19 protein-coding genes and 3 pseudogenes are annotated in these 18,716 nt (G+C 37.5%); 4 read left to right on the top strand and 18 right to left on the bottom strand.

Annotation, left to right across the window (positions count from 1 at the left end; all coding sequences use genetic code 11):
• On the top strand, positions 1-546 hold the full coding sequence (locus ACFQU5_RS10830) for a helix-turn-helix domain-containing protein (RefSeq protein WP_390287623.1): 546 nt from the start codon (positions 1-3) through the stop codon (positions 544-546).
• Positions 547-851: 305 nt separating this feature from the next.
• Here the strand turns inward: ACFQU5_RS10830 and ACFQU5_RS10825 are convergent, their stop codons facing one another.
• From ACFQU5_RS10825 to ACFQU5_RS10815, 3 genes are all read right to left on the bottom strand, one after another.
• Positions 852-998 (bottom strand): hypothetical protein, encoded by a 147-nt coding sequence (locus ACFQU5_RS10825; protein ID WP_390287621.1) that lies wholly within the window; start codon positions 996-998, stop codon positions 852-854.
• Positions 999-1,271: 273 nt separating this feature from the next.
• Positions 1,272-2,237: a nucleoside hydrolase gene (locus ACFQU5_RS10820; protein WP_390287619.1), complete on the bottom strand. Its 966-nt coding sequence runs from the start codon at positions 2,235-2,237 to the stop codon at positions 1,272-1,274.
• A 196-nt stretch (positions 2,238-2,433) separates the two neighbouring features.
• Positions 2,434-3,159 carry a DNA alkylation repair protein gene (locus ACFQU5_RS10815; RefSeq protein ID WP_390287617.1) on the bottom strand — a complete coding sequence of 242 codons (726 nt, stop codon included), beginning with the start codon at positions 3,157-3,159 and terminating at the stop codon, positions 2,434-2,436.
• A 248-nt stretch (positions 3,160-3,407) separates the two neighbouring features.
• Between ACFQU5_RS10815 and ACFQU5_RS10810 the strand changes: the two are divergent.
• Positions 3,408-3,602 (top strand): annotated as a pseudogene (locus tag ACFQU5_RS10810) (DUF2642 domain-containing protein); the annotation flags it as partial.
• Between the two features lie 141 nt (positions 3,603-3,743).
• On the opposite strand, the gene ACFQU5_RS10805 reads toward ACFQU5_RS10810, so the two are convergent.
• From ACFQU5_RS10805 to ACFQU5_RS10775, 7 genes are read right to left on the bottom strand one after another with little or no spacing between them, the layout of a single operon-like run.
• Complete coding sequence (locus tag ACFQU5_RS10805) at positions 3,744-4,376, bottom strand: malonate decarboxylase holo-ACP synthase (RefSeq protein WP_390287615.1); 633 nt, start codon at positions 4,374-4,376, stop codon at positions 3,744-3,746.
• Positions 4,367-6,052 carry a biotin-independent malonate decarboxylase subunit beta gene (mdcD, locus tag ACFQU5_RS10800; RefSeq protein ID WP_390287613.1) on the bottom strand — a complete coding sequence of 562 codons (1,686 nt, stop codon included), beginning with the start codon at positions 6,050-6,052 and terminating at the stop codon, positions 4,367-4,369. Before mdcD ends, ACFQU5_RS10805 begins: the two co-directional genes overlap by 10 nt.
• On the bottom strand, positions 6,033-6,341 hold the full coding sequence (locus ACFQU5_RS10795) for a malonate decarboxylase subunit delta (RefSeq protein ID WP_390287611.1): 309 nt from the start codon (positions 6,339-6,341) through the stop codon (positions 6,033-6,035). The genes mdcD and ACFQU5_RS10795 overlap by 20 nt, the downstream gene beginning before the upstream one ends.
• A gap of 22 nt (positions 6,342-6,363) precedes the next feature.
• Positions 6,364-7,209: a triphosphoribosyl-dephospho-CoA synthase gene (locus ACFQU5_RS10790; RefSeq protein ID WP_390287609.1), complete on the bottom strand. Its 846-nt coding sequence runs from the start codon at positions 7,207-7,209 to the stop codon at positions 6,364-6,366.
• A 19-nt stretch (positions 7,210-7,228) separates the two neighbouring features.
• Entirely contained in the window at positions 7,229-8,887 is a 1,659-nt protein-coding gene (gene mdcA, locus ACFQU5_RS10785) for a malonate decarboxylase subunit alpha (protein ID WP_390287607.1), read from the bottom strand.
• Positions 8,888-8,902: 15 nt separating this feature from the next.
• Positions 8,903-9,832 carry an ACP S-malonyltransferase gene (locus tag ACFQU5_RS10780; RefSeq protein ID WP_390287605.1) on the bottom strand — a complete coding sequence of 310 codons (930 nt, stop codon included), beginning with the start codon at positions 9,830-9,832 and terminating at the stop codon, positions 8,903-8,905.
• A gap of 5 nt (positions 9,833-9,837) precedes the next feature.
• Complete coding sequence (locus ACFQU5_RS10775; RefSeq protein ID WP_390287603.1) at positions 9,838-10,491, bottom strand: GntR family transcriptional regulator; 654 nt, start codon at positions 10,489-10,491, stop codon at positions 9,838-9,840.
• Positions 10,492-10,724: 233 nt separating this feature from the next.
• Here ACFQU5_RS10775 and madL point away from each other — a divergent pair, with 233 nt between their 5' ends.
• Together madL and madM are read left to right on the top strand one after the other, a co-directional pair.
• Positions 10,725-11,129, top strand: coding sequence for a malonate transporter subunit MadL (gene madL, locus ACFQU5_RS10770; protein WP_390287601.1), 405 nt, complete (start codon positions 10,725-10,727; stop codon positions 11,127-11,129).
• Positions 11,122-11,883 (top strand): malonate transporter subunit MadM, encoded by a 762-nt coding sequence (gene madM / locus ACFQU5_RS10765; RefSeq protein ID WP_390287599.1) that lies wholly within the window; start codon positions 11,122-11,124, stop codon positions 11,881-11,883. Before madL ends, madM begins: the two co-directional genes overlap by 8 nt.
• A gap of 109 nt (positions 11,884-11,992) precedes the next feature.
• On the opposite strand, the gene ACFQU5_RS10760 is transcribed toward madM, so the two are convergent.
• From ACFQU5_RS10760 to ACFQU5_RS10725, 8 genes and pseudogenes are all read right to left on the bottom strand, one after another.
• Complete coding sequence (locus ACFQU5_RS10760) at positions 11,993-12,427, bottom strand: WapI family immunity protein (protein WP_390287597.1); 435 nt, start codon at positions 12,425-12,427, stop codon at positions 11,993-11,995.
• Between the two features lie 149 nt (positions 12,428-12,576).
• Positions 12,577-14,325 (bottom strand): methyl-accepting chemotaxis protein, encoded by a 1,749-nt coding sequence (locus ACFQU5_RS10755; RefSeq protein WP_390287595.1) that lies wholly within the window; start codon positions 14,323-14,325, stop codon positions 12,577-12,579.
• A gap of 284 nt (positions 14,326-14,609) precedes the next feature.
• On the bottom strand, positions 14,610-15,470 hold the full coding sequence (locus tag ACFQU5_RS10750) for a phosphotransferase enzyme family protein (protein WP_390287593.1): 861 nt from the start codon (positions 15,468-15,470) through the stop codon (positions 14,610-14,612).
• A 159-nt stretch (positions 15,471-15,629) separates the two neighbouring features.
• A pseudogene (locus tag ACFQU5_RS10745) lies at positions 15,630-16,088 on the bottom strand (DinB family protein); the annotation flags it as partial.
• A 36-nt stretch (positions 16,089-16,124) separates the two neighbouring features.
• Positions 16,125-16,724, bottom strand: a pseudogene (locus ACFQU5_RS10740) (YdcF family protein); the annotation flags it as partial.
• A gap of 203 nt (positions 16,725-16,927) precedes the next feature.
• A complete protein-coding gene (locus tag ACFQU5_RS10735; protein ID WP_390287591.1) occupies positions 16,928-17,374 on the bottom strand; it encodes a GNAT family N-acetyltransferase in 447 nt (148 codons plus the stop codon).
• Positions 17,375-17,405: 31 nt separating this feature from the next.
• The gene (locus tag ACFQU5_RS10730) at positions 17,406-17,792 is read right to left on the bottom strand and encodes a YhfM domain-containing protein (RefSeq protein WP_390287589.1); all 387 of its coding nucleotides are present in this window, start codon (positions 17,790-17,792) and stop codon (positions 17,406-17,408) included.
• Between the two features lie 45 nt (positions 17,793-17,837).
• Positions 17,838-18,692, bottom strand: a complete 855-nt coding sequence (locus tag ACFQU5_RS10725; RefSeq protein WP_390287587.1) for a hypothetical protein — start codon at positions 18,690-18,692, stop codon at positions 17,838-17,840.
• Positions 18,693-18,716 lie beyond the last annotated feature (24 nt).

The raw sequence follows: 18,716 nt of genomic DNA, 5'->3' as shown, positions 1-18,716 counted from the left end.
ATGAGTCAATCCTTTGTTGGAGTAAAAATTGAACAATACCGTAAAAACTCGGGGTGTTCGCTCAGAGAATTAGCAATGAAAGCAGACATCACCCCTTCCATGCTAAGTCAAATTGAAAAAGGACATGCCAATCCTTCGATACAGACCTTAAAATCGCTCGCGAAAGTATTAGATGTTCCTGTATTTACATTTTTAATAGACGAAGTGGATACAAGAGATCTTGTAGTGAGAAGTGAGCAACGTAAGCAGATTATGATTGATGGTTTAGAATATGAACTAATTTCCCCAGACTTTACGAGCCAATTAGCAACTGCCATCATGCATTTAAAGCCGGGTACATCCTCTTCTGAAACCCCCATGTCTCATAAAGGAGAAGAAGTCGCTTTTGTACTAAGTGGGCCGATTCAATTATCACTTTTAGGGGACGAGTATATTTTAAAAACTGGTGATAGCGTAAAAATCCCTGCACAAGCCTTACATATGTGGCGCAATTCCACCGACGAACTTGTTAGTATACTCTTTTCGGTTACGCCACCTTCTTTTTAGGGGCAATTTGGTTTTAAGCAAAATTTGACTCTACAAATGCACCTTTTTATCGAAAATGATAAAAATCCATTTTGAAAAAGATCATCAAAATGGATTTTATCTTGCCTAATTAAGATTGCCAATCATTCCTATGAAGGGTGTAGTGATAATGTACTTCATTTTCATTTTCCACTTCACCTTCTAACTTGAAGCCAGTTCTTTGAACGACTCTATTCGAACATAGATTTCTTGTTAGCGCAATGGCATTTAAAAGTTCGACATTTATATTCTCAAGAAATGCGCCCACTTGTTTCAAATTCTATTTATTAACCATTAGATTTCTCATCTAAAAATTTCTCCATCCTATATGCTATAAAAACGAGCGCTGCTACTCCAACACCCATCAGTACACCATCAGTAAAAAGTCCAATAAGTCCCCCAACTAAAACAAACGTTGTTATTTGTAATTTCATCAAAATCTTTACCCCACCTCCTAGGTCGCTTTCCTCAATTACTAAATTAATTGGCCCCTATATGGTAGATAGCGCAAATTTTTCGTTCTGAAATCGTGCCCGATGCTGGATGTTGAAGCTAAAACTTATCCAGGACAAGTAACTGTTAATAAAACTTGGACAATGATGCAATTCGCATATAGAATCACTTTGATTATGTGAATATTTAACAAATTAATGTTGATAGTCGAACTGTAAAGGCAGAAGCTCTTAGTGATTCTTCGAAATGGTAAACTAAACTCCCTTAAGCCTTATTGAAATAATCTCAACAGCCTTCATAAACTCTGCAACAAATTCTTCGCGATTCACTGTGTGAAGAACATGCACGTTTGGTGCTTTATTTGTACGATTCGTGTAGTCAACAACTGTTGCACCAGATGCGGTGCCTTCAAGTACTGCTTCAACATGGCAGTTTTGGCCTTTAAATAATTCTGGTTTCAATAAATACATCACGGCACAGACATCATGAAAATGCAGCACTTGATCATAATTTTCTTCATGGAATGGTGTTTTCTTCATGACATCTAAATAATAGGTCACGAGCTGATAAGCTTTGTCCGCAAATTCGCCGCCAATATCCAAAATCTTTTTCGCTTCATCAATTGTTACAAAGGCCTTATGTGTTACATCTAAACCGCTCATGACAATCGGAATACCCGAACGGAACACGATTTCTACTGCGTGTGGATCCACATACGCATTGAATTCCGCCATAGGAGACATATTGCCCCCTACTGCTGCACCGCCCATCCATGAGATTCGCTCGATTTTTGGCTTTACTTCAGGATGCGCAAGCAACAAAGCCGCCACATTTGTTAATGGACCTGTTGCTACAATTGTTATTTTATTCTCGCTCGTCATAATCGTTTCCAGCATTGCTGTAACTGCTGGTCGTTTACTTACTGGCAACTTTGGCACAGGAAACTGTACATTCCCAAAACCGCTTTCCCCGTGAATATCTTCGGCCACTTCCAATTCACGGAAAATTGGCTGTTCTAATCCACGCGCAATTTCTACATTCGCACCTATATAACTTAAGAATGTACGTGCGTTGTAGTTTGTCTTGTCTTGTGAAATATTGCCCGAACAGGTTGTAACTAATCGCACATCCAGTACATCATCATTAGCAAATGCTAAAGTGAGCATCATTGCATCATCAATTCCTGGATCTGTATCTATAATAATTGGTAATTTAGTCATGTATAAAGCCTTCCTTTTAAACTTTCAGATTTTATTCTAATCTCATTGTATAATAAAATTGAACACTATCCATAATTCGCTCATCACATTTTTTGGATAGGTCCATTTAAAATCGCCCAAATAAGTTTTACACAATAAACTACAAAGTCACTTAGTCAAAACATTCCTGAACAATTACGTGAGTACTATTAATAATTTATAAGTTTTTTAACGCCTCTCTTTTACTTAGTGGTTTTAACTGGCTTGAAGTTACAAACTCTTTTACTTTTGTAGGATTTATTTTTGCATATTGTCGCAACACCCACCCAATTGCTTTTTGAACAAAAAATTCTTCACTATCAGCTCTCAACAGAATATATTGAAACAAGCGTTCTTCATCAGTTGTATTTTTAAACCCTAGTTGATATAGTAACGCTGTTCTTTGTAGCCAAAAATTTTCATCGATAATCCACTTGTCTGCATATTGAGAAAGTAGTTCTGGATACGTTTTAAACAGGTGGCCCATTATATGTGGAGCAAGCACATCTACTGTATCCCACCAAGACTTATTAGTTAACAATGAGCTTAACCACGGCATATCCTCTGGAGTAAAAGTCTTTTTTTCTCGTTCAAGTATGTCGAGAGCTGCTTTTTGATATTCTCTTTCTGGAAGCTCCCATAATCTTAAAATCACATCTGGCAGGTTTTCTTTTGCCGGGACACCAAATTCCTTAAAAAACTGTTTTGTTAGTTTTCTGCGTATAGGTGTTCGAATCCCTATAAATTCAAACTGATTCCTCATATAATTTTTCGACCAACTGGCGTAATCCAGATCAATGTGTTGGGAATAGATTTTTATGAGTTCTTCTACATATTGTTGATTGACAAGATACACTACACTTCCGTTTAGTAGTTGATTGTTGTGAGTTGTTTTATTTTCCATTCATTCTTCTCCAATACCTATATAAATATATTTTTATGTTTAAGCATTTATCCTAACCTATTAAGAGGCATCTGGTTTCAACTTCTTTCATAAACTAATAAGCAATAAGAGTGCAACCTATATGCGGAATACTCAGAATCAGATGTATAATTTTGCGTTACCACCCCGGCAATACATGTATCCTACTTATTTTCCATTCATACTGCAGCAACTATCCCCAACTTATACAATAGCCAGAACCCGTTTTCTTTGACCACTTACTGATGAATATCGGAAAAACTATTCGTGTCGCAACAGTAAATGAGGCATTGGAAAGTAAATTGACAGGCGTGGCGATTGATCACATTCAACTTACAATCGGCGAGCTGAATTACCACATTCGTCTCCAACACATTATTTACTATACCGGAAACCTTAGACAAATTTTCCTTGGTTGCAAGTAGACCTTTTCCTTCTAGTTCTATAAACTTAAAACCTTCACAGCTCTACTCATATTTCCTTTCTCCTTATGCACATTTCCTGCCTCTTCAGTCCAAAAAGAAAAGAGATGCGGCTTCTATAATGCATCTCTTTGTTTAACCTATTTAACTACTTACGCCCAGCTTAATTTGATTATCTACTATAGTACATAGATGTGGACCAAACTTGGTTCTTACAATAAATCCAGTTTTTGCGTATTTTATAAAATCATTAAGTAAAAAGGCACCCAAAGTCGGAATTTCTACTTGTACATCAATGCGTCGATCCAAACCTTCTATGAAATTGCCTACTTTCTCTAATAATTCAGTGTCTATCTGAACCAAATAGAGGCAAATATCAATGTCACTAGTAGGGGTTGTTACCAAAATTGAAGTGGCAATCTCAAACCCTACACTTCCAGTTGGTCCCCATGCTAGTTTGTACTTTTCAAATTCATCCTTGATTCTGATTAATGCAGGGGTATAAATTCGACCATTGAACATATCCATTCGATTGACTAACGAGATTGGGGATATCACCTGCGTAATATTATTCTCATGGATAAATGCCCCAAAACGTTTCTCTCTCGAATCCCCCCGCAGCCCAATTGGGACGATTTTGTTGGTAATTGGCAATCTTCTAACCACGCCAAAGTTTTTAGCTGCAGGTGCATCATTCACCCAATCAGGTAGGTTCATAGAAGTTTCAATATGATGGATTGTTGCAAATCGAACAATATCATGAACTTTTATCTCCATTGCAGCTCAATCATTTCGCGAACTTGAATGGATGCTTTTCTACCTGAGGATTGCGCGATTTCTGATTTTAAACGACTCGATAAATCACGGTCCTTTCTAGTTTGAATGTCGGAATATGCTTCGTTAATGGCATTAACCAAAATATCCTTATCTTCAGAAGCAGGTTCCTTAGCATTTACCCCGTCCAGCAATCTGAAAAGCGCCCCTAGTTTTTTAAATGATTGAATATCATAGGCCATGGAAGGTACTTCCTTTGCAGCCTCATCCAGTTCTTCAATTGTTCTTTGAGTAATAATTGCAGCTGATTTCTTTGACATTACATGGACATTTACTCCGTCATCATTCAGAGCTATTAGACGATTTGCCTGCATTCCATGAGATAGGAAAGCACCGGATATAGCATTTCCTACTAGTGCAGCAATTACTGGATGGCCAGCTAATCTTGCAGTTGCATAGGCATCAACAGCCGCTGAACAAGATAAAAAGATGCCAAATAATTCTTCATGATAGCCAAATGCTTGGCTAGGTACATCAACAATCGGGATAATTAGACGTTTTTCAAATAGGTCGCTATCTTCTTCAATTGCCTGACGTACGTATTTTGCAATTGTCCAACCTTCCAATAATCCTATCTCACCCTTGCGTGCCCGGTAATATTTACTTTCAGGGTTTGGTACTACTGCTATTACTCTAGCATTCACCCCGGAAATTGATGTATCTGCAACCAATACAGATGGAACTTCACTAATTGTAGGTGCGCCACCACTCAACAAATCAAACCATTTTCGTCCAGTGCTTTTTACAACTCCTACAGGAGCAGGTAAATCTGAATGATTAGTTATTGCTTTATTTTTTAATAACTCTTTAGCTTGTTCTGGCGTGACTTTTTCTTCAATATCTAAAGACTTAAATAGTGATAAGTAATGATCCACTTGTTTTGTACGTTGTTGTAATTCTACTTCTTCGTTCCAAATACTTTGGATTGCATTTATATAATTTGGAATATCATCTTCAACTAGTAGGTCAGCAAGTGCTGATTCATTGCGAACCGCCCCACCGATCATTTTCCAGATTAATTGTTTATTTCGAGAATCAAGTTCACGTATGCCGGCTTCTTGTTCAATTACTTCTGGTCCATTCATTCCTAGACGACCTTCACGTGTCATAATTAATGCACTGCATAGTCCTGCAGTTAGAGACATTCCACCAAATGATCCGACTTTACCAGGAATAATCCCAATCACCGGAACGAATTCGCGTAACGCAACAATCGCTGCACTAATCTCAGCAATTGACAATAAGCCGTAATTTGCTTCCTGGAGGCGTACACCGCCTGTATCATAAATGATCACTGGATAGATTTTATTGCCCTTTTCACATTCTTTGATGATCTTTTCTAATGTACCTGCCAGTTTTGCACCCGACACTTCCCCGATACCACCACCTTGGAAGTTACCTTCAATCGAGATGACGACTGTCTGTTGTCCATTTAGGGTACCTTTCACAATAATCATGCCATCATCAAATTGCGGCACTATGTTTTGAGCAACTAAATGAGGAGACTCCAATCCGTCAAAAGGCCCTAGAATTTCATAAGCACTGCCGTTATCCAATAATTGAAATGCTCGTTCACGTGCTAGGCTTTCTACTAAACTCTCAGTTATGATTTGCGCCATTAGTACTCACCTCCACTGCTTGTGCCAAGCGAATTGATACAACTCCTGGTGTTGCTCCAAAATCATTAATTCTAATACGTGCCGAAATATCATTTTGACTAACAAACCGTTCGATTACTTTTTCCCATGTGTCTTGGAACCCTGTAATACCTGTTCGAATTTCAACCACTGTTTTCTTCTCATCTGTAGGTTCAACCAATATTTCTAAATCTCCAGACCCAACAACCCCAACATGTGCTGGTTGTTCAACTGTTTTTGATGCTGGAAATGAATATGTTAATTTTTCCACAATATCGCTCCCCTTTGATTGATTAATGAATCGTTGCAAAATCGTATTTTTTTGATAATTTCATCTGACATATTTTATATATATAGATGGTTGCGGCTAATAAATCCGCACTTCCTCCAGGAGATAAGTGTCGTTCTTTAAAGTCTTCATTCATTGTTTGAAGTTCATTTAAATTGCCGCTTTCTAAAACTCTGCGTGCAAACTGTTTCGCGTAATTCAAGCCTTTTATTCCACCACGATGCAGTAAACAGGTGTCATCTAAATTAGCCATTAGCGCTAAAAACGAATGAAATTTCGCAACATCATAACTATATTGATTTAGTGAGGATCTGAAGATTGGCATGCTGAATTTACGAATGTGCGGAAATGCCAATTGTGCTTCTACTTTGGCACCGTGTACACCGTATTTGTTAATGGCCTTTATCCCATTTGTTAGCTGAGGCGGGATAAATCGATCTTCAAATCTTGCAATCTCTCCTGCAGTAAAGCAAAGTACAAGTTCATCACATTCGCCTTTGTGAATTGCTGCAGCTGCCGTTAATAAACCAAGCGACCAAATAGCGCCTTTATGTGTATTGACACCATTTGTTGCTTGGTACATTGCCTCTTCGCCTTTACGACCAATCTCTCCGAATTTTTCGCGTAATTTTTGGGATGGCTTTACTCCATACGCGACCATTGCCATTTCGTAAAAGGTGTCGTGAAGGCAATTCGCTGACTTCACCATCATGGAAAAGTCCAAATCGTCATGGGAACCTTGATCCTTTTGGTCAACTAGTCCCGGTTTAGGCGTAAGAGATACTTCTTCTATTAGTGAGGCTACTGCTAAATCTGCTAGGTTAGATGAAAGAATATGCGCATCTTGCAATCTCCTCTCCTCCTTCTCATTACCAACTGCGGAATTTTGCTGGCGGTGTATACAAACCACCTGACCATTGAACAAGTTCATCGATATTTTTGGCAGCAAGCAGAGAGCGTTTCGCATCTGAACGACGTATGCCTAAATCTTCCGGTAAAGCAATCAGTCCTTGTTCACGTAAACGTTCTGTCGTTTTTGGATTATGCTCCATGCCGATTGGTGTGATTCCGGCTATTGAGGCAATCATTTCGCGTCTTTGTGCAATACTATCGGATTTATATAAATAAGCAATTCCCTCTTCTGTTACGATGTGTGTTACATCTTCTCCGTAAATCATCACCGGTGCGACGGCTAATTTTGCCTGGTCTTTTACACTGATGGCGTCAAGTGATTCAACAAAAACTGGCTTATTCGCTTCTTGGAATGTTTCAGCCACTTGTACGACTAACTTTTGACCACGTGCCAACGGATCGTCAGAAGTCTTCAAATCGAACCAAGCATCTGTTGAATGTCTTCGTCCGCCAGGGTTATGGCCCATATTCGGTGCTCCGCCATATCCCGCGACACGCCCTCTTGTTACTGTCGAAGAGTTTCCTAATTCATCCATTTGCAGAGTGGAGCCAATGAATAAATCAACCGCATACTGACCAGCTAATTGTGCCAAGGTACGATTCGAACGAAGGCTGCCATCCTTCCCTGTAAAGAAAATATCTCTTCTTGCTTCCACATACTTTTCCATTCCAAGCTCTCCACCGAATGCATAGACACTTTCTACCCATCCTGATTCGATTGCCGGTATGAGTGTAGGATGGGGATTTAACACCCAGTTGGTGCAAATTTTCCCTTTAAGTCCTAACGATTCAGCATAAGTTGGCAATAATAATTCAACAGCGGCGGTATTAAACCCGATACCGTGGTTCAATGATTTCACACCGTGTTTTTCATAGATGCCTCGGATGATCATCATTGCCTGCAGTATTTGAATATCTGTAATATGTCGTGGATCTCTTGTAAATAACGGTTCAAGCTCATATGGCTTATCTGCTACAACAATAAAATCAACCCATGAACTTGGAATGTCAACGCGAGGTAATTCATCGACTATTTCATTTACCTGAGCAATGACGATGCCATCACGGAAAGCTGCTGCTTCCACTAAAGTCGGTGTTTCTTCAGTATTCGGGCCTGTATATAGGTTCCCATTGACATCTGCCTTATCTGCAGCGACTAATGCTATATTAGGTATTAAATCTATAAATAATCGGCCATAAAGCTCTATATAAGTATGCAAGTCTCCTAGTTCAATTTTTCCATCTTCAATCATGTGAGAAATTCGAAGACTTTGTGGACCAGCATAAGAAAAATCGATTTTCCTTGCAATCCCATATTCAAAAACGTCTAAATGTTCCGGTCTTGAAATACTGGACATTATCATATGCAAATCATGTACCTTTTTCGGGTCAATTTGCACTAATGATTGCGATAAGAAGGAGGCTTGCTTTTGGTTATTTCCTTCCAGTACTACACGATCTCCTGTTTTAATCAATCGCTCTAATACCTCTACAATTCGGTCCGTCGGAATAATTACTCCATCAACCAATCCCTTTACACTTTCCAGCCTTTCTTTCTTTGCTTCAACTCTAGTTGTCCATGATTTATTTGCTTCTCCCACATTTTTCAAAACCATTTTACACACCCCTATTTATGAATTTGACATTACATAGAAACAATCCTCAATACTGTTTTTAGATATAGACATCGTTCGAACTTCCGAGAATGCTTGCTGCGCTAACTTACTCAATACATCACCAGGCGGCATTTCAATAAAAATTTGCGTCCCGGATTCATAAAGTAGATTTACTGCATCATGCCAACGCACCGGATAACAAATGCTTTTTGCCAAATCTTCCTTTACTGCATCCGCTTGCATTAATAACCTTGAAGTTATATTGCTGGATATCGGAATTTTCGGTCTTTTCAGTTCAAGTTTATTCAACTCGATCAACAGCTCTTGGCTTACACGGTCGAATAAAGGACTGTGAGAAGGTGTTGATACATTTAATAATTGTGCAGATGTTGCCCCATGAATCTTCACATAGTCTATTACTTTTTGTAGACCCGCTAGAGAACCCGATAATGTAACTTGTGTTGGCGCATTTCGGTTTGAAACATATACCGGTTCACTTTCAAGAAATAGCTTGTTTACTATATCAGATAATTGATATTCATCTAATCCTAATACAACAGCCATTCCATAACCTTCACCACAAGTATTCTCCATCAGTTCACCACGCAAAGTTACTAATTTTAGAGCGTCTTCAAATGAAATCACACCGGAAGCGGTGGCAGCACCAAATGCACCTACAGAATGACCAGCTACATAATTCGGTATAAGTCCATTTTTTTCAAATATTTTAAACGTAGCAACCGATGCAATTAATAAACATTGCTGTACCGCCTTTGTTGTTGAAAGCGCTTTTTTACTATGCAGCAAGTCGATATGTGTGTTTAAAATTTCACTACTTTCTTCTAGGATTTCTTTAACAACTGGATCAGCGGGTAGATTATTTAACATTCCTTCGTACTGAGAACCTTGACCTGGAAAGAGAAAAGCACTTTTCAATGTATCCATCCTCTCTAAAATAGTGTTTTGCTCACATTGAAAATTACGTTTTCTGTATGGTGACGCAGAAGTTCAATGAATTCGTCCATTTGGTTTCGTTTTAGATATTCATAGATTTTTCGATGTTCCTCTTTCGATTTTTCTATCGTTTCTGCTTGTGAGAAGTGAATACCTTGAATTCTCAATAACGGAAAACTAATTTTGCTATAAACCCCTTCTAAAACAGAACTTTCGCTAAATTTTATAATTGTATAGTGAAAAGCGTAGTTCAGCTGAACATATTGGACTTGATTTGTACATTTATCCATTTCTTTTAGCAGACTTTTCAATTCATCTAATAAATCTTTCTTCTTATGCGGCTCATGGATTCTTTTTGCTGATAGCAGTTCGATATTATTCCTGATATCAAGCAAATCTTGAATTTCCGATAATGTATATCCTTTTACAAAAGCGCCTTTTCTAGGTATTCTTTCTAACAATCCTTCTGTAGCCAGCATATAAATCGCTTCTCTAATAGGAGAACGACTAGTGCTGAACATTTCCGCATAAGCGCCTTCAACTATTTTGTCTCCAGGCTTTAACTCTCCATTTAAGATTTGCTCCAGAATTTTTTCTGCCACAATTCTTGATAGTGCATTATCTAACGGATAGTTTAAGAAAAACTCCATTCAAAACACATCCTTAAGTACTGATTCAACCATACAAACGGTCGACTGTATACATAAATAATAAAACAGATAATTCTAAATTTCAATCGGTTTTTACCATTTTTTCTGCTTTACGGAAAATTTTTAGTTGATTTATATTTTTTTATATTTTATGATGTTCACAGAATACAGTCGACTGAAAATTCTTTCAGTTCACTAATTTACTAATACTTGATAAAGGGGTGTCGGGGATTATGGTGATTTATGGGGTTGCTATATTAGCAGGGTGTTTTTTAGTGGGCACAGTTGTCGGGGAATTTATAGGAGCATTAATGGGAGTAGATTCAAATGTTGGTGGCGTAGGGGTCGCCATGCTTCTTTTAATCATTGTGGTTGATAAGCTTGTAAAATCAGGGAAAATTGAAAAACCCTCACTAGACGGTTTAAGTTTCTGGAATCAAATGTATATTCCGGTCGTGATTGCAATGGCAGCGAGCCAAAATGTCCTGGGTGCTTTAACAGGCGGTCCTTTGGCAATAATCGCAGGAGTCGCAGTTGTAGCCATTAGCTGGGCATGTGTTCCACTTCTAAGCGGAAAGCAAAAAGAAGAAGAATCTTCGTACTCTACTACAGCTATAAGGGGTGAAGCTGATGCTTGATATGATTAAAAACGTATTTGTTGATAATGGAATGATCACAGCATTCTTAGTTGTTGGACTTACGATGTGGCTCGCCTATTTTATTTCGGGTAAATTAACAAAAGGAAGGATTCATGGATCTGCTATTGCGATTGTACTGGGTCTGGTCTTAGCATATATTGGTGGCGTGGTAACAGAGGGAACTAAGGGGATTTCCGATGTTAGTTTTCTAGCCGGGATGGGTTTTCTGGGCGGAAGTATGCTGCGAGATTTTGCTATAGTAGCAACTTCATTCGGTGCCAATTTTGATGAAATTAAAAAGGCTGGCTTCAGAGGAGTTATTTCTCTTTTCCTCGGTGTAATACTATCATTTATAGTCGGTGCTATATTCGCCGTCATGTTTGGATATAAAGACGCAGTAGATATTGCCACAATTGGGGCTGGAACTGCAACATATATTGTAGGTCCAGTAACTGGTGCTGCATTAGGTGCAAGTTCTGAAGTAATTGCAATAAGTATCGCAGCAGGTTTAGTTAAGTCCGTATTGGTAATGGTTGGAACACCGTTTATTGCAAAGTATATTGGCTTAAACAATCCGATGACTGCAATGGTTTATGGCGGTCTAATGGGGACTACATCTGGTGTAGCTGGAGGTCTTGCAGCAACCGATTCTAAATTAGTACCTTATGGTGCTGTTACTGCAACATTCTATACGGGCTTAGGATGCTTGTTAGCTCCAACGGTTTTGTTTCTAATAACAGATTTAATTTTTTAATAGATAATAAGTTGGTCCACAAAAGTCGATTTGTCACAGCAAATCGACTTTTTGTTTATGTTGATGCTTTCCAAAAAACTTGAGTCAGTATTGCCCTCCCACTTTATTCCTATGAATTTCCGATTACCGGAAAAACACTTAATATTGACTCTAATTCTTTAATTAATCTTTCTAGGTAGGACTGATCCGACTTAAATTCAAATGTCAATTCTGCTCCATTGCCAGCTGGAAAACAAGTCTTTCCAGACCATTTCATTTTCCCTAAGCGATCCATTTCACACTCAAAATGAATATAACTATCTAAATTACTAAGAATTGCTTTTCCCTTTAGGTTGCGATTCATTAATTTTAGTTCATGTAGAAAATCACTTAACTCGTCTGTTCTTAAAGAAGCATAGAACTGAACCACATATCCAGGGATTTCAACATTTACAATTGAATCAATCCAATTGATATCCCAATAATCGGTTGTATTCGGATGACTTCTTGTCACCACCCCAATTTCAACTTTTTCGTTCTCATCACCCAAAAGATGAAATTTCATTTAATCACCTCAAATCTGCTTTACTTGCTAACCTATACTATTGGCATTCATTCTATAACTCAATTCAAAGGACACTTATTAAAATTAAAAAGGATACCATAGCTAAGCCATAGTATCCTTTAATAGTAATTCGAGATCTTTGATTGTCACTAAGACAGTTTGAAGTATTGAATTAAATCATTTAATTCCTTCGCTAGTTTTGCCAGCTCCTCTGAACTTGCCGCTACTTCTTCCATTGAGCTGCTTGTTTGCTGAGTAGAAGCCGATGTTTGTTCCACACCTGCAGCCGATTCTTCTGAGATGGATGCAATCTCCTCTATAGATGAGTTCATATCTTGGCTAGTTGATTTAATCATCGTTAAACTATCACTAACCGTTTGGATGTTTTCAACCATCACTTTAACGGAATCGCTAATTTTTTCGAATGTCTCGCCTGTAGATTTAAGTTGATGGGTTCCCTTTTCTACTTCTGTATAGCCCGTTTGTAAGGCGTTCGCAACTTCCGAAGAATCGTTTTGAATTTTTCCCACGATTTGCGTAATATCCGAAACGGAAATTGCTACCTGTTCCGCGAGTTTTTTCACTTCTTCTGCAACAACTGCAAATCCTCGTCCATGTTCTCCAGCGCGTGCTGCTTCTATCGCTGCATTCAGAGCAAGCAAATTAGTTTGTTCTGCTACTTCTCTTATTACCGTTACTAGTTTTGAAATTTGATTGGATTGAATATCTAATTGTTGGACCTTTTGTACAGAGACATGGACAATTCGGTCTATATTCGCCATTTGCTCAATCGATTGCAGCATTAGCTGAGAACCGCCTTCTGTCAGTTGTAAGACTTGATGGGAAGATTGATGAATTCTTTCGCCATTTTCATGGGCTTCTTCTACCTTCTCTACATAAGTCCCCATGCCAGAGGAAAGGTCGGATGCGTGACTCGCCTGTGACTCTGTGCCAAAAGCAATTTCCTCCATTGTCCTAGCCACTTGCTCTGCCCCTATTTTTACCTCATTTGCCGATTGCGTCAGTTCTTCACTATGGCCTGTCATCATATGGGATGCTTGAGAAATATTTTGAATCATACTACTCAGCATATTTTGCAAATTATTCAAGCCGGTAGCCAATTGCCCTGTTTCATCCTTTGAAGTAATTTCCAGTTGGTTTCGAGTTAAGTCACCTTCTGCGATATGTGCCATTTGTTCCGTCACTTTCTTTATAGGTGCAGAAACGTGATTTGCAAACAACCAAATGATCAAAATACCTAGAACTAGTGTAATTCCAATTATTATTAAGTTTAATTGAAGAATTTCATTTGCAGGTTGGTTAAAATCGAGCATATACGTTCCAGCAACAACTACCCAGCCCCACTCCGTGAAATCTTTTGAGTATGTTACTTTTTCTTCTAGTTGTTCTTGGTTATTTGGAAGTTGAAAATAATAATATGTAAATCCTCCGCCATTTTGTCCTTCTTCTATAAACTCCTGTGCATAAAATTTACCGTTTATATCTTGTTTCTCCCAAAGATTGATTCCTTCGCTATTGGGGTGGGCAACCATATTCCCTTCATAATCAGAAATGAACATATATCCATTTTCACCTAGGTCAAAACTATCGTTAATAGGCCTTCTATCTCCTTGCAGTTCTCCCAGGATGGCTATTTTTACTTTTTCTTTTGCCTCATCCAATGAAAGATCTCCATCTTCAACTTGTTCGTTTAGTACAGTCATTAACTCTATCGTGTGTTCAACACTATTCCTCAAATTCGTCTCGCCAAGTTCATTTAAACTACTACTACTCTTCTGATAGCTAAAAAGACCTAATACAATTAATGGGATTGTTAGTAGTAATATAGAAACCGTTAATAATTTTACTTTAATTGATTGAGCAAATAACCCTTTCATAAATAAACATCCTCACTATTTCAATATAATTATTCTTTATAATCAACCTTTTATTTCAAAATATTCTCTCTCATTCTTTTTTTCGATTATATTCCTACCAGACTAAAAATTCAATAGATTATAATAATAATTGATAATATTTTTGAGACAAAAGACCCCCTCAGAATTATAGAATAATAATAAATATAGCGTCCCCACATAATTGTAGAAACGCTTTGTTTTATACGAATTTTGTTTTTATAGTTTAAGTTATCTACTTACTATAGGATTTCCCCAATGCTTGACTACAGGAAGCTTTTTAACCTAGTCAGATTTTCTTCCAAAAATATTGCATTCTTCTCAATTCCTCGACGTTGACACCAGCCGACACTGTTGAAGGCATCTGTAAAGAGATAAAAAGGCAGGACAGCTTCTAAGTCGATCAATGGTCGGATAGATTGGTATCCATCTTTAAAGGCATTATACAGAGTTGGGTTAAAGCGTAAAAAATCCCGGTATAGTTTGGTGAAATCAATGTCGGTTGAACCAAATCGGACGCTCTCAAAATCAATCATTCCTGAGACCTTATCCCCGTCCACAATGATATTTGCAGGTCGAAAATCCATATGCACAAAGCTTGGGCCATCCGGGGAAGGGATTTGTTGTTTCATTGCTTCATATTTTGCTATAGCTTGATTATATAAACGGCCATCTACTACTTCATTTACATCCTCGGCAAAACCATAAAATTGCTTTTCTACAAATGAGGACCAGTTGGGGAATTCATTCTGAATACCTGTTAACACTCTACTCTCCGGCGGCTGTATGGTATGCATCGTGGCCTGAAGAACTCCTACTTGAAACGCTGCTTTGGGGGAAGCATCCGTTGTTAAGGGTTTCCCTTTTAGCTCGGATAATAAAAAAGCACCAGGACATTCTTCATCACCAGACCAACAATCCAGCATCTGAGGAATGGCTACACGCCCCTTTAAAACTTCATAAGCTTCCAACTCTCGCTCATACTTCAGTTTTGTATAAGGTATTTTTAAAAATATATTTTGGCCATTATGCAAGGTACATTTATAAACTGTTGAACTATGAGAATCTTCCACCTCACTCATAGAGTCTACCTGCAATCCGAATTTTTCAAAGACACGATTTAACACCAACATACCTCCTTTTTTCTCTTATTAGTGATTCAACAGAAATAAGTGGCTATCCTTCTTGCAAGTGGATCATCGCGTTATTTGAAATAGGAAAAGTCGATTTATTACAACAGATGTAACAAATCGACTTTTTTTACTTTAATAATATTAGAATTATGATTATCCCAGCTTTTCTTTAACCTCTTTAATTTGCAAAACATGTCGCATTTCGTGATATCCAACAAACGGAATCCATTGTTTCAAACTCATTTGTCCAAATACTGGATGTGGGAACCCCTTCACTTCCAGTTCTTTTTCATCTGCTGTTTCTTCTATTTTTAGCAGCCTTTTATGTGTCATTTTCAACTTCGTTTTCAAATCTTCTAATGTGGCAAAATCATTACTTGGTTTTGTATATTCCGGAGCATTAATCTTTACCTCTCGGTTTATCGTGGCTTCAATTGGCTTAATTCCAGCATTCACCACTTCGCCATTTTCCAATTGATCATGGATTGTTTTCGCAATAGCATCTTCCATTAAATATACGTGTTCTACTATTTGCTTGATCGACCACTGATCATCAGAAGGTTTTTTATTCAAGTCTTCAGCTGATATATCATTTATCTCGTTAAACAATTCTTCACGCGATATTTTGAGAACTATAGATACTGAGATTAACTTCTGAAATGGTTGACTAACAATATAGCCGATATAATAAAACAACTCTCTAAGGAAGAACGGAATTTTACTATTGAATGTCTTGTATACTGAACTTTGAGTTGGAGAAGAATACACTTCATCCATCCCCGTATTTTTAGCCATTAAAATTGCTCTTTTCATATGTAATGGATCGCTTACAATTGTAAAAGTGTCTAGGTCATTCTTTATTGCAATGTCATAGGCATTTGCGAGGTTTTCTTCTGTGATTTTTGATTTGGTTTCAATGAAAATATCCTCTGGATTCACATTATTTTCAATCGCATAATCCCTTGCTACCTCCGACTCGGCAAACTTATTCTCATCCCCCTTACCACCTGTAAAGAGGATTTTATCTACATACCCATTCTCGTATAGCCAAATAGAATGATTCACTCTCTCCCGCAAAACAGGCGACGGCTCATCATTCCAGGCCGCAGCCCCAAGCACCACCGCTACATCCGTCTTTACTAATTCAACTTTCTTACTAAAAGACAGAATACTAACTGCTGAGTAAGTAATAAAAAGAAATAGTATGCCAATAACGATGGAACTTAACTTGATCCAGATTCCTTTCAACTCATCCCCACCTTGTTTAAGATGTTGTCTTGAATACCTTATAATTACCCCCTATTGTAATGTTCCTTTTTAGGACGAAAAATTTCGCAAAGTCGTTTCATATTTTATCCATTTCGAGAAGTGCAAACAAAAAGAACATCAATCCTTACCGAATCAATGTCCCAAATGGCTAAGTTAATTAAACTTTTTTCGAACTTCAATTTTTACTCTATCAAATCTAATTCATAATGATAGAATTCAATATCCCTTTTATAACCATTTTTTTCATATAGCTTTTGTGCAGAATTATTATTTATTGCTGTACTAAGGCTTAGACTTTTAGCACCTGTTTCCTTGGCGAAGTCCCTTGCTTTATTTAAGAGCATTTCCCCCACTCCTGCTTTCCTGGCCTCCTCAACTACATATAGATCGTTTAGTATCCAGGCTCTTTTCATGGATATAGAGGAGAAGGTTGGATATAGTTGAGTAAAACCGATATATTTATCATTATCTTTTACAACAAATATGACTGAATCCTTTCTATCAATACGTTCTTTAATGTAATCTCCAGCACCTTCTAAATTTGAGTCTTTTTTATAAAATATCCGATATAAGTTAAATAGATGTGACGTTCCTTCTAAATCTTCCATTGTAGCTTGATATAATTCCATTGGTTTCCCCTACTTTCACATGTACTCTCAGTTATTTTTGTCCTTGAAAGTTTATAATCTCTTTAAATTCTTCACTAGTCCCAATGTTATAAAAAAAACTTCTATCTTCAATAGTGGCTATGGTTCCTGTTTCTGTTGCATCAACCCACAGGTAATATTGTTTATTGCCTAACTTCACCTTATATTGCGGGGGAATCCTATTGTCTTCAAAGTCGCCTAGCTCTCTAGCTTTATTAAATACTTTCTCTAGGATTCTAACATCCTTTGCATCAGATATAATTTGTTGTGTATTCGGTTTTTCTTCCTCAAAATTTATCATTTCGTGAATTTCAATTTCTTCGATTGCCTCTTGATTATTGTTGCAGGCAGCCAAACCTAATGAACAGAAAATACTTAATAAAATTACTATTTTTTTCAATAATAGCTACCCCCTGGATGTACGGAAAACTTTAAATAAGCAACTTTAATTTTTTGCAGGTACACAACTCCCTAACCATGCATCCGCCACCGAGAAGTAATCTTCATTTTTCCACAATAGTAAAGTATTCAATTCTCCTATTTCATTGACTCTATCCTGAAAAAAACAATCAGCTATAAAATATGCAAGTCTCGAATAGCCAAATGTCGACCCACCATTTATGGAAAACCATTCTTTGAAAACTTCCATACTCGATTTTCCACTATTTATATCTTTTACAAACCTACTTATAATTCCCCTTTTATTGTCCTTCGCAAATTGTAGCCATTCATCTCCAGCATTATTATAAGAAAAATAGATGGATTCGTTTAGGTTCGGTATAATCTGCTTTGAGAAATGCGTTGCTGCTCCTTCTTGCAGTAACCAGATATAGGGATGATTCCAATGTACGGTTTTCCAATCCATCCCATGCCCATCTGATAGGATATTATGTGCAACATGACCAAATTCGTGCGCTATAATTATTCGCAAAGGATCCGCTTCAAAAGATAGTTTTTCCATCGCAAAAGTTATATCCGGTATGATTTCACGGTGCGTATAAGCATTGGTACCATAAGCCCCGATTATTAGATTTACCGTAATTGGGAAGTCTAATTGATACTTGGTTTGATAATTTTGTACAATTTCTTCTAATAAATGTTCGATAGACTGATGTACTTTATTGATGGAATCCCAATCATTCGGGTATTTTTCAATTGCTTTGTGGAGCCTTTCATCTGTATTTTTGCAGTGATATGAAAAATACTCATTAAATATCTCAGGATAATTTTCGTGATATTGTCTTAGTCGTTCTAAAGTTGCCTCTTTCGTGAATGCTGGGAATGTATCTATGATTTTCAATACTTCTTCCTCCTTGTTAAAGAA

Source organism: Ureibacillus sp. GCM10028918 (assembly GCF_042666115.1).
Lineage (GTDB): Bacteria > Bacillota > Bacilli > Bacillales_A > Planococcaceae > Ureibacillus.
This window is presented reverse-complemented; position numbering and strand designations above follow the sequence as displayed.

Bases quoted from the DNA above. Each gene is read 5' to 3' on its own strand.
- ACFQU5_RS10760 (WP_390287597.1), bottom strand. From the start codon at position 12,427: ATGAAATTTCATCTTTTGGGTGATGAGAACGAAAAAGTTGAAATTGGG.
- mdcA (WP_390287607.1), bottom strand. From the start codon at position 8,887: ATGGTTTTGAAAAATGTGGGAGAAGCAAATAAATCATGGACAACTAGA.
- ACFQU5_RS10805 (WP_390287615.1), bottom strand. From the start codon at position 4,376: ATGGAGATAAAAGTTCATGATATTGTTCGATTTGCAACAATCCATCAT.
- ACFQU5_RS10780 (WP_390287605.1), bottom strand. From the start codon at position 9,832: ATGGATACATTGAAAAGTGCTTTTCTCTTTCCAGGTCAAGGTTCTCAG.
- mdcD (WP_390287613.1), bottom strand. From the start codon at position 6,052: ATGGCGCAAATCATAACTGAGAGTTTAGTAGAAAGCCTAGCACGTGAA.
- ACFQU5_RS10825 (WP_390287621.1), bottom strand. From the start codon at position 998: ATGAAATTACAAATAACAACGTTTGTTTTAGTTGGGGGACTTATTGGA.
- ACFQU5_RS10775 (WP_390287603.1), bottom strand. From the start codon at position 10,491: ATGGAGTTTTTCTTAAACTATCCGTTAGATAATGCACTATCAAGAATT.
- ACFQU5_RS10735 (WP_390287591.1), bottom strand. From the start codon at position 17,374: ATGGAATTATATCAAGCTACAATGGAAGATTTAGAAGGAACGTCACAT.
- madM (WP_390287599.1), top strand. From the start codon at position 11,122: ATGCTTGATATGATTAAAAACGTATTTGTTGATAATGGAATGATCACA.
- ACFQU5_RS10830 (WP_390287623.1), top strand. From the start codon at position 1: ATGAGTCAATCCTTTGTTGGAGTAAAAATTGAACAATACCGTAAAAAC.
- ACFQU5_RS10815 (WP_390287617.1), bottom strand. From the start codon at position 3,159: ATGGAAAATAAAACAACTCACAACAATCAACTACTAAACGGAAGTGTA.
- ACFQU5_RS10755 (WP_390287595.1), bottom strand. From the start codon at position 14,325: ATGAAAGGGTTATTTGCTCAATCAATTAAAGTAAAATTATTAACGGTT.
- ACFQU5_RS10820 (WP_390287619.1), bottom strand. From the start codon at position 2,237: ATGACTAAATTACCAATTATTATAGATACAGATCCAGGAATTGATGAT.
- madL (WP_390287601.1), top strand. From the start codon at position 10,725: ATGGTGATTTATGGGGTTGCTATATTAGCAGGGTGTTTTTTAGTGGGC.